14 protein-coding genes are annotated in these 14,931 nt (G+C 54.3%); all 14 read left to right on the top strand.

All coding sequences use genetic code 11. The annotated features are described in order from the left end of the window. Positions 1 to 21 precede the first annotated feature (21 nt). The 14 genes from G482_RS0108660 (at position 22) to G482_RS0108585 (ending at position 14,929) form a co-directional block, all read left to right on the top strand. Positions 22 to 405: a hypothetical protein gene (locus G482_RS0108660; protein ID WP_169721063.1), complete on the top strand. Its 384-nt coding sequence runs from the start codon at positions 22 to 24 to the stop codon at positions 403 to 405. Further along, entirely contained in the window at positions 402 to 740 is a 339-nt protein-coding gene (locus G482_RS19550; RefSeq protein WP_051258863.1) for a hypothetical protein, read from the top strand. The genes G482_RS0108660 and G482_RS19550 overlap by 4 nt, the downstream gene beginning before the upstream one ends. Next, complete coding sequence (locus tag G482_RS0108650) at positions 737 to 1,249, top strand: hypothetical protein (RefSeq protein WP_028449708.1); 513 nt, start codon at positions 737 to 739, stop codon at positions 1,247 to 1,249. Before G482_RS19550 ends, G482_RS0108650 begins: the two co-directional genes overlap by 4 nt. Then, the gene (locus G482_RS0108645; RefSeq protein WP_028449707.1) at positions 1,249 to 1,647 is read left to right on the top strand and encodes a phage tail terminator protein; all 399 of its coding nucleotides are present in this window, start codon (positions 1,249 to 1,251) and stop codon (positions 1,645 to 1,647) included. Before G482_RS0108650 ends, G482_RS0108645 begins: the two co-directional genes overlap by 1 nt. Positions 1,648 to 1,683: 36 nt before the next feature. Continuing rightward, positions 1,684 to 2,508: a hypothetical protein gene (locus G482_RS19545; protein WP_156905374.1), complete on the top strand. Its 825-nt coding sequence runs from the start codon at positions 1,684 to 1,686 to the stop codon at positions 2,506 to 2,508. Between the two features lie 56 nt (positions 2,509 to 2,564). Beyond that, on the top strand, positions 2,565 to 2,921 hold the full coding sequence (locus G482_RS0108630) for a hypothetical protein (RefSeq protein ID WP_028449706.1): 357 nt from the start codon (positions 2,565 to 2,567) through the stop codon (positions 2,919 to 2,921). A 170-nt stretch (positions 2,922 to 3,091) separates the two neighbouring features. Beyond that, positions 3,092 to 3,280 carry a hypothetical protein gene (locus G482_RS20420; protein ID WP_169721062.1) on the top strand — a complete coding sequence of 63 codons (189 nt, stop codon included), beginning with the start codon at positions 3,092 to 3,094 and terminating at the stop codon, positions 3,278 to 3,280. Positions 3,281 to 3,294: 14 nt separating this feature from the next. Continuing rightward, on the top strand, positions 3,295 to 7,263 hold the full coding sequence (locus G482_RS0108620) for a tape measure protein (protein ID WP_028449705.1): 3,969 nt from the start codon (positions 3,295 to 3,297) through the stop codon (positions 7,261 to 7,263). 12 nt (positions 7,264 to 7,275) lie between these two features. Further along, positions 7,276 to 7,632: a hypothetical protein gene (locus G482_RS0108615; protein WP_028449704.1), complete on the top strand. Its 357-nt coding sequence runs from the start codon at positions 7,276 to 7,278 to the stop codon at positions 7,630 to 7,632. 72 nt (positions 7,633 to 7,704) lie between these two features. After that, positions 7,705 to 8,295, top strand: coding sequence for a phage minor tail protein L (locus G482_RS0108610; RefSeq protein ID WP_028449703.1), 591 nt, complete (start codon positions 7,705 to 7,707; stop codon positions 8,293 to 8,295). Further along, positions 8,288 to 8,668 carry a C40 family peptidase gene (locus G482_RS0108605; protein WP_028449702.1) on the top strand — a complete coding sequence of 127 codons (381 nt, stop codon included), beginning with the start codon at positions 8,288 to 8,290 and terminating at the stop codon, positions 8,666 to 8,668. Before G482_RS0108610 ends, G482_RS0108605 begins: the two co-directional genes overlap by 8 nt. Further along, positions 8,658 to 13,061 carry a host specificity factor TipJ family phage tail protein gene (locus G482_RS0108600; protein ID WP_028449701.1) on the top strand — a complete coding sequence of 1,468 codons (4,404 nt, stop codon included), beginning with the start codon at positions 8,658 to 8,660 and terminating at the stop codon, positions 13,059 to 13,061. Before G482_RS0108605 ends, G482_RS0108600 begins: the two co-directional genes overlap by 11 nt. A gap of 165 nt (positions 13,062 to 13,226) precedes the next feature. Beyond that, on the top strand, positions 13,227 to 13,571 hold the full coding sequence (locus G482_RS17870) for a hypothetical protein (protein WP_051258860.1): 345 nt from the start codon (positions 13,227 to 13,229) through the stop codon (positions 13,569 to 13,571). A 59-nt stretch (positions 13,572 to 13,630) separates the two neighbouring features. Continuing rightward, positions 13,631 to 14,929 carry a hypothetical protein gene (locus G482_RS0108585; RefSeq protein WP_034619326.1) on the top strand — a complete coding sequence of 433 codons (1,299 nt, stop codon included), beginning with the start codon at positions 13,631 to 13,633 and terminating at the stop codon, positions 14,927 to 14,929. Positions 14,930 to 14,931 lie beyond the last annotated feature (2 nt).

Genomic DNA, 14,931 nt, shown 5'->3' with positions numbered 1-14,931 from the left:
ATTCGTCGCATGGCGCTGAATATGGCCACCTCTCCGGCATCGTTTCAGTCGCCGGTCATGGCCGATGTGGTGGATTTTATCGAGAGCTACATCGTTCCCGTCATGCGCAAAGCCGAGAAGGCCAAGCTAACGGCAGGTGTGAACCCACTTGATTCGATCAAGCTGCTCAACGCCGGCAATCGGATGGTCAAAGCGTCTGATTACGTGTATCTGGCCGCGCGCTGGTATGCAGTACGCATCAATCTGGCAAATCAGCTGGTAGAAAACGAAGGTCAGCCGCTTGAGTTTGGCAATTTGCGCATGGAGCGACTCACCGTTCAACCTTCCGGCAATGAGCTTTTAGCTGTGGCTGATGAGTATTTCCACCCTCAGAGCAGTTGGCAGTTTATCGGGGTGGCCAAATGAGAAAGCCGACTTGCACAGTTGAAATCGTCAAAACGGGGTACGACAACTACGGCCAAGAGACTGAACTGAGCCGTCACTTTGCCAAGTGCCATATCGTGACGATGAACCTGAACATCGACAAAACCTACGTCCGGACTGACAGCTCGGCTTCTCGGGGCTCAGCAGAAGAAGCAACCGCCGATGTGCGCTTGCTTTTTCCGCCAGAGACCAAGATCGAGCACAACGACACGGTGAAGATCATGAATCAACGCTTGCGAGTAGTTGGCGTATTTCCGCGCCCTAAGCTCTACGGCGGCATTGATCATCTGCAGGTCGAGTTGGAGCGGGCCACATGAGTATCAAAATCTCTGCAAACCTGCTGGGCATGAATGGCTGGGTGCAGGGCAGCAGCAAGCTTCCGGTCGAATCGCTCGTAACCGCTGCCATTGAGCAGGTGGGTAAGCGGGTCATGAAGCACGCTGTTGACCGGATGCGCCTTGAAGCAGAAAGGATGCGGGAGCTGGCGATTGACTATGCACCAGTGGATACGGGCCGGCTAGAGAACGCCATCAAGATCGCCGAAGATCAGGGCGGCATCAACCGGCGTAAGCGGTTCTTTGTGTATGTGGACGAGCAGCACGTAGAGGACGGCAAGGCGGTTGGCGAATATCTCTACTTCATCCATGAAGGCTTCTCTCGCGGCAAAGACGGGTCGATTAGGGCTTCTTACGAGCTAGGTGAGCTCTCTCAGGCGAAAGATGCAGGGCGTGGCGTAGTCGGTCCGAAGTTTCTGGAGAGAGCCGGCGAAGAGCGCGCAAAAGCAGTAAGCGCCAGCATTTACAACGCGGTTAAAGAGGTTCTCTGATGAAAAAGAGTGATTTCATTTCGACATTGCGGGACATGCTTGAGTTGGCTGGCAGATCGGGACAGATCAGCTCAGTTCCCTTTTTCGTCTTTTCAATGCCATCCACAGTGACGGAGGCGGTGATGCTCCGGAATTTGATGCCGGTGAAAATTAACGCCGAACTTCCCGATCTGCGCGACATTGAGTTTCAGGTGATTGTCCGGTCGAAAAGCTATCAGCGCAGTCGTGAATTGGGTTTTGAGGTGGCCAATTACCTCTCAACAATGATGCCTTCGCAAATACCAGGGCATCAACTTAACCTGTGCATACCGCTCCATGAGCCGCACGCATACCCTCAAAGCCCTGGGGGTAACGTCGAGGTTCTGGTGAATATGCGCGCTAATTATGTTACCCTTTGATAAGTCAGCGATGACATACATTTAGGAGATAATCACATGCCTTCCAATACTCGAAACGTGAAGATCGGCGTCTGCCAGATCTTCTTTGACGGTGTTGATCTTGGCTATACCAAGGGCGGTGTAGAGGTGTCGGTTTCAACCGAGACCTACGACGTAAACATCGACCAGTTTGGTAAAACCCCGATCAACCAGCTTGTAACCGGTCGCCAGTGCTCCGTGAAAGTGCCGCTGGCCGAAACGACCATCGACAACTTGGTTCGCGTAATGCCTGGTGCGAACAAGGTTGGTACGCCAGGTACTCCGGCCACTTCTGACGTAGTGATCAGCACTGTGGCTGCAAACACCAAGTACGCCGTGACCATCGATGGCATCAAGTACGAAACCACAAGTGACAGCTCGCCAACTCAGGGTGAAGTCGCTCTGGCTCTTGTCGCACTGATCAACGCGAACGATTCCGGCTATGCCTCGGCTTCGACTACTGCGAATGCGAGCACCAACACGGCCGCAACCATTCGCTTGACCGGTAAAGACAACAACAGCTCTTTCATCGTCAGCACTTCTGGCGCCGGCTTTGCCTCTGCAAATCCAGCCGTAACAGCCAACACCATTGACCGCTTCCGTGTGGATGTGACCTCTGGTGTGGGTTCTGACCTGCTTTCTATGGCGCGCGAGCTGCGTCTGCATCCGGTTGGTAAGCCGCTGGGCGACAAGTCAGAGGATTTCGTGATTCCTCTGGCCGGTACTGGTGGTGGTCTGCAGTTTGCCTACAAGCTGGAAGAAGAGCGCGTGTTTAACGTCGAATTTAAGGCGTATGCGCACCCTTCTACAAAACTGCTGTTTTCATTCGGTGACGCTGCTTAATTAAGTCATAGGTAACTTATGGGGAGTTGCAGCGCTCCCCATTCCGAGAAAGCAAAATGGAACTGCTAAACATCGATGAGTTAATGCCGCCAGAGCGGTACTTGCGCTTTAAGGGGGTCAATTACGAGGTGAAGTCATTCACGCTCGCCGACTTCCTGCGTGGCAAACAAGAGGGCGATCGCCTTCAAGAAGTGGCAATGACCGGCGACACGAAATCCATGATCGAAGAAATGATCAAGGTGGTACAAAAATCCGTGCCTTCGATGCCTATTGATGTGCTGGAAAGCATGACGCTGAATGAGCTGACCATCGTGACTCAATTTGTCCGCGGTGTGACTGTTGAAGAGCTCGAGGCCCAAATCAAGGCAGACGTGTCAGAAGATCAGGAACAGGGCGCCCAAGCGGGAAACTGATTGAGCCCTTCAAGCAATTAGACCTTGGTTTCATGGTGGCCCAGGTCATGCGCTTTTATCAGATGCCCTTGCGGGAAGTCTTAGAGCTCCCAGCGAGGGCATTTTGGTTTCTGTGCCGGCAAATCAATCGAGTTTCTGCTTGGGAAGATTTGCGCCGCGTGGATGTGGTCATGGCAGGCAGCTTCGGTGCTGGCGGCGAATACATCACCGAATTGCGAGAAGGGCTCAAGAAAGAAGTAGGGGTGACGCACGTTGAAAGTGAAGAGCACCGGCAAAACCAGTCGCTCAATGCGGCTCGGGACGAAGAAGGACTGAACTGGCTCAAAGAACAAACCATGTCGATGAAATTTGGTAATTAAGTCACAGGTGAAATATGAATAGTGCAGGCAAGATCTCGATCACGCTTGAGCTCGATGGCGATAAGTTTTCCGCCAGCGCGGCCAAAGCGGGTCAGCGGGTCGGTGAGCTACGTTCTCGCCTGGAGCAGCTCGACCGAGCCTCCCAGCGTGCAGAAACCTCATCGAGCTCGCTTTTCCGGACGTTCCATAACGGGGTAGTGACCCTCGGCTTGCTCGGCCATGCCTTCGATACGCTGAGCAATATCCTGTTCGCGCTGCCGGCCTCATTCCTGCAGGCATCCGGCGAAATGGAACGGATGACGATGCTGATGGAAGGTCTGTCGAAGCAGACCGAGGAACTCGCGCGCCGCCAAGAGGCGATCAGTAACCGCACCTTCGTCATCAATATGTCGAAGAGCGCGCCTTTCGAGATCAAGGCGATCTCAGACTCATTCGTGAAGCTGAAATCGGCCGGTCTCGACCCTGCAGATGGCTCTCTGCAAGCACTGATCGACTCGGTAGCGAAATTTGGTGGCAGCAGCGAGCAGCTCAAGCGCGCCTCCATTGCGATTCAGCAGATGGCCGGTAAGGGCGTGGTCTCGATGGAAGAACTGCGTCAGCAGCTCGGTGAAGCTGTGCCAAACGCCATTCAGGCAATGGCGGTGGGTACCGGTATGTCTATGGCCGAACTGACCAAGAAGATCTCAACCGGTACCGTTGAAGCTAATGACGCCTTGCGCCGCATGATCGCCGTGTTGGAGTACATGAACGGCGGTGCAGCGGCAAAAATGATGGACACGCTGCCTGGCCAGCTCGAGCGCTTGAAAACCGAGTGGATGCTCTTCAAGACCGAAGTGGGCGACGGTGCATTCGCCGATGCGGCCAAGAACGCAATCGATAAGCTGATCGAGGGCTTGGCTAATGGCGACACTCGGCAATTTGGCCGAGAGGTCGGTCAATCACTGGCAGATGTAACGAACGCAGCGGTCAAGCTCGCGGAAGTAATGGCTACGCTGGCGCCGGCGATCAAGCTGGCTGCGGGTGCGTTTGTGCTCTGGAAGGTGTCGAGCGCAGTTGGCGACGCAATGCGTTCGCTCGGCGAACGAGCGGCTGCGACGAGAGGTTCCATTTTAGGCCTCTACGATGCCACACAGCGTCTAGGACGGATGCGCCTGAATAGCGTGGCTGGCGAGCAATTCCAGCAACAAGCGGCTGCTTTGGCGAATCAGAAGCAGGTACTGGAAGCCGGCATTGCAGCGCAGAAGGCAGAACTTGAGTCAGCTCGCGCCTCAATAATGGCACGGATGCAGGCTGAGCAAACGGCCTCGCAGCAGCGTATCGCTATGGCGATCAAAGAAGCCGAAGTGAAACGTGGGATTGAAGTTGCTGCGGCTCAACAGCGTATTCGTGATATTCAACAGCAGCTATCTCGGGTCTACTTTGGCACGAATAATCGTGTGGTAGGAGAGATTATCAATGGTCAGCTGGTTGCAGTAACTAAGCAGCGCGCGGCCGAGCTGCAGCGCGAAAGCAAGGCGTTGCGAGCCGAGGTTAATGTACTGGAAGCGCAAACCAAGAGCGCGAACGTAGCAATGGCCGCGGCGGCTTCTCGGGCTGCAGCGGAAACCAAAGCCTCATTCGCCACCCTTCGCCGTGAATACGACAGTGTTGGACGCAGCTTTTCCGGTGCGATTGGCCCAATGCAGCAGCGGCTTGTTCAGGTGAATCAACAAATTGCACGGCACGAACGCCAAGTCGTACAGGCCGCCGCAGTATCGCGCACATGGGCTGCCGCCACAACTGCCGCCACAATCGCTGGACGCGGCCTTAGCGCTGTGCTTGGCGCGCTCGGCGGACCTGCAGGGTTGGCAATCACCGCAATCCTGGGGGTAGTCACCTATCTGGCCATGATGGAATCCGCGGCAGATCGTGCGGCTGCAGCAACTCGTGCGGCAATGAGAGTCGCTAGCGGTGGCATTGCAACGCAAGAAGAGCTGGATAAAGCAAAAGGGCAAATTGGAGACAAGTTCAAAGACGTTCAGGCTGCTAGAGCTAGTTACCTCGTAACGAAAGAAAGACAGGACAGATCGCTTGCTCTTGCAGAAGCTCGCATGGCGAAAATGAAGAAGGACTCCGAAGAGTACCGGAAGGCCAAGTTAGAGTTCGATAAACTGCGAGCCGAGTATCAGAAAGAGCAGAATGGCCTCAAGGCAGCATGGGACAAGGCAGAAACAGCACTTAAAGACGCTCGCGGTACTGAAAAGCTCATCTCTGAAAACCTGCAAAAGCAGCGTGATCAAGAGGCGGGGTTCAGTCTGGTTCGTGAAGAAGTCGCGCGCATTGAAGCCAAGAAAAGCAAAGATCAAGTCGAGTTCAACCGGCTCTACGCTCAAAAGGGCGATGGGGACGAGAAGAAGCGTGCTCAGGCGCTGCAGAAGTTCATTGAGCAGTCGAATGCCGAGCAGCTGCAGGCTTACACCACACTCAGAGACGGTTTAGCCAAACGACTGGAAAGCGCCAAGGGTAACGCGCGAGAGACGGCCAAGATTCAATCTGCCATCGAGCAGGTCGAAGAGAAGATGAAGCCGCTTCAAAAGACGGACGCCATCGACTTTTCCAAGCCAACCACTTCGCTAGCAGGCACGAAAAAGCCGCCAAAACCAAAATCACTTGAGAAGTCTGCTTTCGAGGAAGAGCGCGAAAAGCTGATTCGGGAAGCTGCTGATGCGGTCGCGGCCGGCAAGAGCTATGAGCAGGCCGAAAGCGCCCTGATGACGCTGGATGAGCTCAAGGCCAAGTATTTCCAGCGGTATAAAACGCTGAATGACACCACTCGCTATTTCCAGAAGGACGAGAAGGACGCCAAGCTCACCGAGGCTCAGATCGCCAAATTGGCAGAGATCAAAGCGGGTACCGAGTTTGGCAAGATGCAAGAGCGCGCCATTGAGCGCATTCGAGATCTTGGCAATCAATACGGTCTTGAGGCGCGGCAAATTGACGAGCGAACAACGGAAGCGACCGGCAAGATCAAACTGCGCTCTACCAAGCTGGAAGAGGCAATTGCGGAGCTCAAGAAGATTGATCTGGGCAGCGCTCAGGCCGACTTCGACAAGTTTGCCAAGCAAGCAGAGGAATCTGCAGCCAAGGCTGATTTTGGCGAGTTTATGGAGCGTGCGCGCAATCAGATCAATGGCAATGCCGACGGTCTGATGACCGATTCTGAGCGGCAACGGCAACGTCTGCAGCGCGAACTGGAATCATGGCAAGAAGCACTGAGCATCCGGCTAAAAATACCTGGTCTGAGCCAAGAGCAGGCAGATCAGATGCGCGAGGCGGTCAATACGATCAGTGACCAAATCAAGCAGATGGCCGAAGAGGCAGGCAATCCATTTGCCAAAATCCGCCGAGATTGGGAGGACACCACCGATGCGATGAAGAAAGGGGTGATCGACTGGACTGATCGAACAATCGATTCATTCATCGACATGGCCAAGGCCGGCAAGTTCGAGTTCGGAAAGCTCACCGAGTCTATCCTGTCGGACATTGCCAAAATCGCCATGCGGAAGGCGCTGTCAGGCTTTACCGATTGGGCGGTTCAGGGATTGGGCAACCTATTCGGCGGCTTCCTTGCCAGCGCCAAGGGTAACGCCTTCATCGGTGGCCAGCCAATCAAGCAGTTCGCCAAAGGTGGAGCGTTCACCAATGCACTGGTCAACACTCCAACTTACTTCAACATGGGCTTGATGGGCGAGGCTGGTCCGGAAGCCATCATGCCGCTGTCGCGCGACGGGAATGGCCGGCTGGGTGTTCGTGTGAATGGAAATGCAGGCTCTCAGGCGCCACAGGTCACGGTGAACGTCATTAACCAGACCACCAACAGCATGAATGCCGAGAAGGGCAATATGCGCTTCGACGGCAGAAGCTATGTGATGGATGTGGTGCTGACTGAGGCATCTAAGCCTGGCGCATTCCGCGACGGGTTGAAATCGGCAATGAGCTCATAAAAGGAGGTAAATATGGCTTCTCTGCCTTTAAATGACCAACTCGACTCATCCAAGTACAGCGAGGAACTGGAGGACAACACGATTCGGCACGAAATGGAGGGTGGCTACGAGCTCACGCGAGCTCGCACAACCCGACGCGGCCGGCGTACCTTCTCGATTGGCTGGACGTTTCTGAGCCAGCAGCAAAAGACCCTGATCGAGAGTTTCTACTACTCAGTCAGAGGCGGCAGCGGCATCTTCCAGTTTACGGTTCCGACCACCGGTGAAGTCATCAATGTTCGATTTCAAGGCAAGATCAGCTTTCAGTACATCGGTGCTGGCGGGGTTCATTACTGGAATTGCCACGACGCTAAACTTCGGGAGGTATAATAAGTCATCTGTGACTTTATTCTGTGACCGAAAATGCAAAACTTGACTGTAAATTCGGCTCGGGAGAAGGGGATGGTCGCATCGACCAGCCCCTTTTTGCTCTTGCTGGAAGTGGGAATTGTCGATCCGACTACCTATCAACTGGTTGAAACCATGCGCCTAGTATCAAACGACGAGGATATTGCCTACCGCGGCAATGTTTATGTCGCTGCCGATTTTGATCTTGGCTTAAAGCATGTGGCCAATGGCCTGCCAGAGATCACGCTCAACATCATCGATACGAGCCGAGCAGTGCAGGGTCGGATGCAGAGCTACGGCGGCGGGGTCGGCTTTCCCGTCACAGTCATGATCATCAACGCCGGAGATCTGAATTCGCCGCCTGATCAGCAGGAGTTCTTCGAGATCATTGGTGCCTCTTCAAAGGATTACGTGGCCACCTTTACCCTTGGTGCCGAAAACCCATTGACGATGCGCTTCCCTCGTCGTCTACAGCGCAAAGACTACTGCAGCTGGCGCTACAAGTCGGCCGACTGCGGGTACACCGGTTCGATGCCGAGCTGCGATTACACCCTGCAGGGGCCAAATGGCTGCGCGGCACATGGCAATTCAATCAACTTCGGCGGCTGCCCTGGGATTATCGGAACGGGGGTTCGCTATGGCTGATGCGGCGCTTGAGTTCATCGACCTAATTGGCGTCCCTTTTGAGTACAAAGGGCGCGGTCCCGACACATTCGATTGCTATGGCCTCCTGCGAGAGCTCTATCGCCGGCAGGGTCACGACATTCCGGACTACATCAGCCCAACTGACGGCGCTCGTATTTCTGCTTTGTTCGCTAACCAGCTTGTGCTCTGGAGAGAGGTCGAGCCGGAGCCTGGCGCGGCAGTGCTGATTAGAGTGCCAGGGAATATGCACTGCGGAATGCTCATCGATCGGCACCGGTTTATTCACACATGGGAAGGCGCAGGTGGGGTCTGCATTGAAGAAATTGACGACTGGAAATCAAGAGTTTTGGGGTATTACCGTTATGTTGGATGATCAAACGCAATTTGAATCAATCAAGGTTGTAGAAATACTCAACCCGTTCAACCCTACGGAGCGGATTTTGTCGGAGAAGGCCTGGCTGCCGGAGTTGAGTGCAGCAGAGGCGTTCCCAATGATCATCGGGGCGTCTGAGCGCGTGATCTCGGTGAACGGGCAAGTATTGACGCAAGAGCAAGAGCTCAGCACTTACCTGATGCCTGGCGATTCAGTGGTGATTTGCCCTGTGCCTCAAGGCGGGAAAGGTGGTGGCAAGTCGATTCTGCGTCTGGTGGCTATGATCGCTATCGCAATTGTGGCGCCCTATGGAGCGCCATATCTTGCGCAAGCCTTTGGTGCCACCTCGGCAGCGGCGATTAGCGCAGCCGGCGCAGCTATTATGGCGGTGGGCTCAATGGCAGTGAACGCGCTCATTCCGGCGCCAAAGCCCAAGCTTGACCCGATGGCATCTAGCCTGACAGACAGCCAAACATACGGTCTCGATGGCCCGAAAAACACCTCTGTCGAGGGCGTGCCATTCCCTGTCTGCTATGGCTCTCACCGGATGGCCGGTAATGTGATTGGGGTGCGGGTCGATAATGACGGCAATACCAACAATCAGTACCTCTACATGCTGATTGCGGTTGGCGAAGGCCCAATCTCGGCCATTTCCGATCTGGAAATTAACGACCTACCGATCACGACCTACAAGGACTACGAATATCACTTTCGACAGGGTGATCGCACACCAAATGGCGGCGCTCTCAGGTTTTTCGGCAAAACCTACACGCCAATTAGCGCCCAGCGTAAATTAACTACCGACTGGTCGTACTTCGAGACGCAAGGTGAAGTCGATAACATCCGGCTCGACTTCTTAGCGCCTAGTGGTCTGGTTCAAATCAATGAGAAAGATGGCTCCAAGATGGAGCGCTCGGTATTCATTGAGGCGCAAGTGCGGCTAAAAGGGACTGGAGACTGGTTCAATCTGCAGAATCAGGCCACCATTTTGCGCTATGAAAAACGGTGGTACTACCGAGACGGGACGATTTCGACAGAAATGCGCCCTGGGCTCATCCTGAACAATGGCGGCTGGCCATATTACTCAGGCACAAGCAATCGGACGCTCGTTCGTGTTTTGGCCAATCCGCACAATGCACCACCTGTTTTTGAAGTGGTTGCGGAAGAGCGCGACCATCCGATTTACGGCACCGCTTTTAAGATGACCGACAAGGTGCAAAGCCCTGTTCGTCGCTCATTGCTGGGGCAAGGGCTTGCGGAAGGCCAGTATGAAATCCGCGTGCGAAGAACCGATGAAGAGTCCAAGCAATCGACCATCTTAGATCAGGTCGTGCTATCCGACATTAACGAAATCGTTGACGAGCCTATCGCCTACAGCAACACCGCGCTGCTCGAGCTACGCATCAAAATGTCAGATCAGATCAACTCGCTGCCAAAGGTGACATACGTTTGCCACGGCCGGATTCTGCGTTGTCTGGATGCTAACCTGCAGCCCTACTACGCCTTCACGGCCAATCCGGCTTGGGTCGTGCTCGATATGCTGTCGCACTACCGGTACGGTGGCGGCATGAACGACAACCGCCTGAACCTGCGCAAGTTCTTCGAGTGGGCTCAGCATTGCGAGCAAAACAGCCTCAAATTCAATGCGGTGATCGATACCAGCATGAATATGTGGGAGGCGCTGCAGTACCCGCTGCGCTCCGGCCATGCTCAGCTTGTTCGTGAAGGGACTCGTTGGAGTTTGGCAATTGAGCGCGCCGCGGCACCGGTGATGATGTTTTCTGTGGCCAACATTATGCGGGGGTCGTTCTCTCAAAATTGGCTTCCGACGGCTGACCGAGTGAATGAGGTCGAGCTGACCTATTTCGACGAGAAAGAGAAGTACGAGCAGAAAACCATTCGAGTGGTCGATGCGGTCGCGCAAAACCGCGGTCTGATGCAGAAGAGCACCAGTCTGCAGATGATTGGATGCACAAGCCGAGAGCAGGCCTTCAAGGAAGCCACGCTGTTGCTGAACATCAACCGGTATATCACCCAATCGATCACCTTTGATGCCGCCATTGATGCAATCGGGTGCCGAGTGGGCGACGTTATCCTCGTCCAGCACGATATGCCGCAGTGGGGTTACGCCGGCCGACTGGATGACGGCTGCTCTACGACAACGCTGAAATTGGACAGGCCAGTACCCATCACCAACACCAAACAACATTGCGTCTTGGTGAAGTATGACGTGCTGCAGCGTGCAACAGGCCCAATTTTGTCAGTGGTGGGCAACAGCATCACGGTGGCGGACTCGTCGGGCTGGACGCCAACGACCAAAGTAAAACGAGTGCTGATTGGCGGCGTTGATTACGAGGTGATGAGTCAAGGTGCGGGTGCAACAGGCACCACAGTCATCGTGCTCGACCGGAATGAGGGTATTCGACCAGGCTTGGGCTTTACGGCTTTCGATACGGACGTTCTTGAAGAGCGGATTGTCACGCCAGCGAACGGTGAGATTGATGTTCTGCGCTTGAATGCGCCGCTGCCAGCCGCACCAAACCAATACCAACACTGGATGTTTGGCCCTATCGATAAGGTCAAAAAGCCATTCCGCGTAACGGCAATCACCGGCAATGAAGATTGGCATCGGACGATTGAGGCAATCGAGTACAACGAGTCAGTCTATCGTGCCGACGGCGTGGTTATGCCGACACCGAACTACTCTGACTTGCAGACTTCAATCAAGCATTCGGTGATTACTGCCATCGATGAAGAGTTGTTTATCGAGGGCGGGGCGGTGAAATCGCGCGTAATCGTGATGTTTGATAACGCATCGGAGTTCTACCGGTCGTCCACGGTCAAGGTGCGGTCAAACGGCGGTCAATGGCGCGTTGTTGATGCTGCAGCTGCCAAGCGAGCTAGCTTTGAAGCCAAGCAAGATGATCAGATCGAGGTTATGGTCATCGCCCGGGATGTGGTGGGTATCAGCCTGGCAGAAGAGACTGCGCCGCGAATGGCGTACAAGGTGCTTGGCAAACTGGCGCCGCCGAAGAAGGTGCAGAATTTCCGGTACAGCACGCGCATGAATGATGTGCTGCTTGAATGGTCGCCAAACAATGAAGTTGATGTGATTGGCTATCAAATCCGGCAGGGTCCGTCTTGGGATTCTGGCTCAGTTGTGGTCGAGCGTATTGCTTCAACCTCATACGCGCACAAGCTGACAGAAGAAGGCCGGTACTTCTTCCATATTCGAGCTATCGACGATGGCGAGCGGCTTTCTAGTGAAGTGGCCACTATCCGAATCGACCTCGCTGCACCCGCACCCGTTCGCCGGTTTAACGCGGTTCAATCAAGCCGCCGTGTGGAGTTCAGCTGGGAGCCGAACCCTGAGAAAGACATTGCCGGCTATGAGATCAGGCAAGGTATGGATTGGGATACCGGTAAGACGCTCACGACTACGCTTTCAACGGCGTATTCGACACCCGCGGGCGCAGAGGGCGATCTGACCTTCTTCATCAAGGCAATTCGGGCGCCTGGCATTTATTCCAAAGAGGCCTCGTTCTTTACGACTTCGGTGGCCGTGCCTTCTAACGTCAACATGATTGCGGTTCAGAAGGAGGCTCAGCAAGGCTGGAACGGGTTCTTGGAAGGGATGAAGATCGAATCATCTGATGGCTTGCCTCGCATGGAGGCAGGACGCGCTTATGCCGAATACATCTACCAGATGGTGATGCCGGACACGAAGCGCGGCTATAACATCGTTGACTTCAACTTTGAGGCAATCCGGCAGGATTACACCTCATGGTCTCAGGCTTCATTTGCCTGGGGTGAGCGAGAGGCATCACGTAACTGGCAACCAACCGGTTCGATGGATGACTTGATGGCCAAGCTGCAAATTGCAGCGCCATACCCGACGATGTGGGAGGGTCACAAAGACGGCTGGCGCTTCGATGGCAACCTGAAATCCGCCAGAGAGGGTGAACTGCCGAGTGCGAACAAAGGTATTTCTTACCGCAAGGGACGATACGCAAACGGCGTTTTCCTGAGCGACTTGTCGCAGCTGGAGTATGGCCGGCATTTTGGCCCTGTGTTTGGGCATAGCATGTGGGTGCGAATTACGGTTGAGCCGGCCCACACGCACGACCTTCTCAAACTCAGCAATCCGGACGGTGAAGGCTTGACCTTGAGTTACTCTGCAAGTCGCCAGGCCTTCTTGCTCCAAGACCATTTCGGTCGGGTCATTGAAGTGCCTATGACCGTACAGGTAGGGGCTGCTTACCTTGTCGGCATTGAGCAAACTGCCGAAGAGCGCAGTCTGCGAATTGGGCAGCTGGAATCTCGCCTAATTTCGAGCGCTACTAAACCATTTGAGCCGGCGAAGGCCGTATTTACGAAAGTGAAATTGGCTTAGGTTGTTGATAAGTCATGACTGACTTATGATATAGGCTTTGCCACACACTGAATTGGAGAAAACCATGAATATTGATCGACTGACCATGCACGGTGCGATGACTGCCGTGCTGACCCATGCCGATGGCACTTCTGAAACGATCTTCAAAGACAACATGATCGTGAATTGGGTTTTGATCTGATCGCTGACGCCTTGGGTAAAGCGAGCGGTCGCCCATCCGTCTTGTCACATATCGCCGTTGGCACTGGCACAACCGCTGTTGCAGCGAACCAAACCGCACTGGTAACAGAGCTGGTGCGTGTTGCCGCCACTTATGCGCACACCGCTGGCACTAAAGTTTTCACCATCACGGCTTCTTTGCCGGCCGGCACCGGCACCGGTGCGATCACCGAGGCGGGTGTATTCAATGCGTCCTCTGCCGGAATCATGCTCGACCGCGTGACCTTCCCCGTTGTGAATAAGGGTGCTGACGACACGCTGGACGTAACCTTCACCTTCACTATGTCCTAATCAAAATGCCGGTTACGGTCTCCAATACGGCGTCAACGCCCTACAAGTGGCAAACCGCCATGTTCGCTTGGAACTCCCTGCAGGGAGACCGAGAGACATGGCAGGAGGCCGCTGCACGGACGTTCATCGTCAACAACAATGACGACTTGGCGTTTGCCGATATGCAGACCGAGCGTTTCGGCAAAAGTGTGATGGAAATCTTGGCGGTGACAGACAATTTGCAAGATCGCTTTGGCAAGGCGGTCGGAGAATCGCTTTCTGTCGCCGACCAGGCACGCCCTGCCGCAAGGTATGTCCGCGCGCTGGCGGAAACACTTGGCGTTACCGATGCAGAGTCGTCACGAATTGGCTTGGCGCTGGCGGAGCTGCTAGGTGTCGCAGATGCACTACCTATTAAGCGCTCAGGCATGGCCATTAGGGAAGCGCTGGCCATTGTTGATACCTACATCGACAACATCGCTTTCCGGCTATCGATCTTGGAAAGCATTGGTTTCGCTGAGATCTGCGGGAAAAGAGAGGCGCGGAGAGGAAATAGCACTTTTGGCATTTCCGATTCGAGCGTGAATCGCTTTGGCCTCAATGAAACCGAGGCTTTAAATATCGCAGAGTCAGACGGTCTGAACTTCAAGAAAAGACTGGCCGAATCGATTGCGGTGTTAGAGCTAGCTAGTAAATATCCGCGCAAACCGATCTCTGAATCGATTGCGGTAATCGGCGGCAATGACACTCTGCGGTATGGCAAAAACGCCAGCGAGCAGATTGCAATTGCTGAACAGCAAGGGCGCAGCGTCCGATTCACTCGCACGTTTGCGGAGGTGATGCAAATCATCGAGCTGGGCGCGCGACGTTTTGGCACCAACAAGCAGGAAGCCTTTGCAATGTTGGAAGAATGGCGCCGCAAAGGCAATGCGACGGTTTCAGACATGCTGATCAGCGATCAGCTTAGCGAAGATCAGTTTATGGCCATTCTTGAAGATGGCTTTATCCCTGGTCTTGGCGGCTTCCGCGACTTCATACCAGGCGAATACGAGTATCAAAACGCCACCTTTAGGCTGGCATTTACATCGAATCAAGGCAGCTTGGCTCGAGTCAAAAAAATAGAAACGTCGGTCGATGTACCGGACATTATTGATCGCGGCACAGCGGTCATTACCAATGCAGGAATTGGACTTTATATCGCATTCAACAGGGTTTTCATGATCAAGCCTGAGATTGTCATTCGCGTGCAATCGGCAACAGGGGTCGTGATTCCTGAAATCAGCAACGACGACAAGTTCGGCTTCACCTTGAAGCTGAAAAATCCAAGTAACGGTCAATATGTGACAGGCACCGCCTCATGGGCTGCACATGGCTATTAGTC

It is taken from the genome of Chitinibacter tainanensis DSM 15459 (genome assembly GCF_000429785.1).
GTDB classification, from domain to species: domain Bacteria; phylum Pseudomonadota; class Gammaproteobacteria; order Burkholderiales; family Chitinibacteraceae; genus Chitinibacter; species Chitinibacter tainanensis.
The sequence above is the reverse complement of the archived record's forward strand: the minus strand, read 5'-3'. Positions and strand labels throughout refer to the sequence as shown.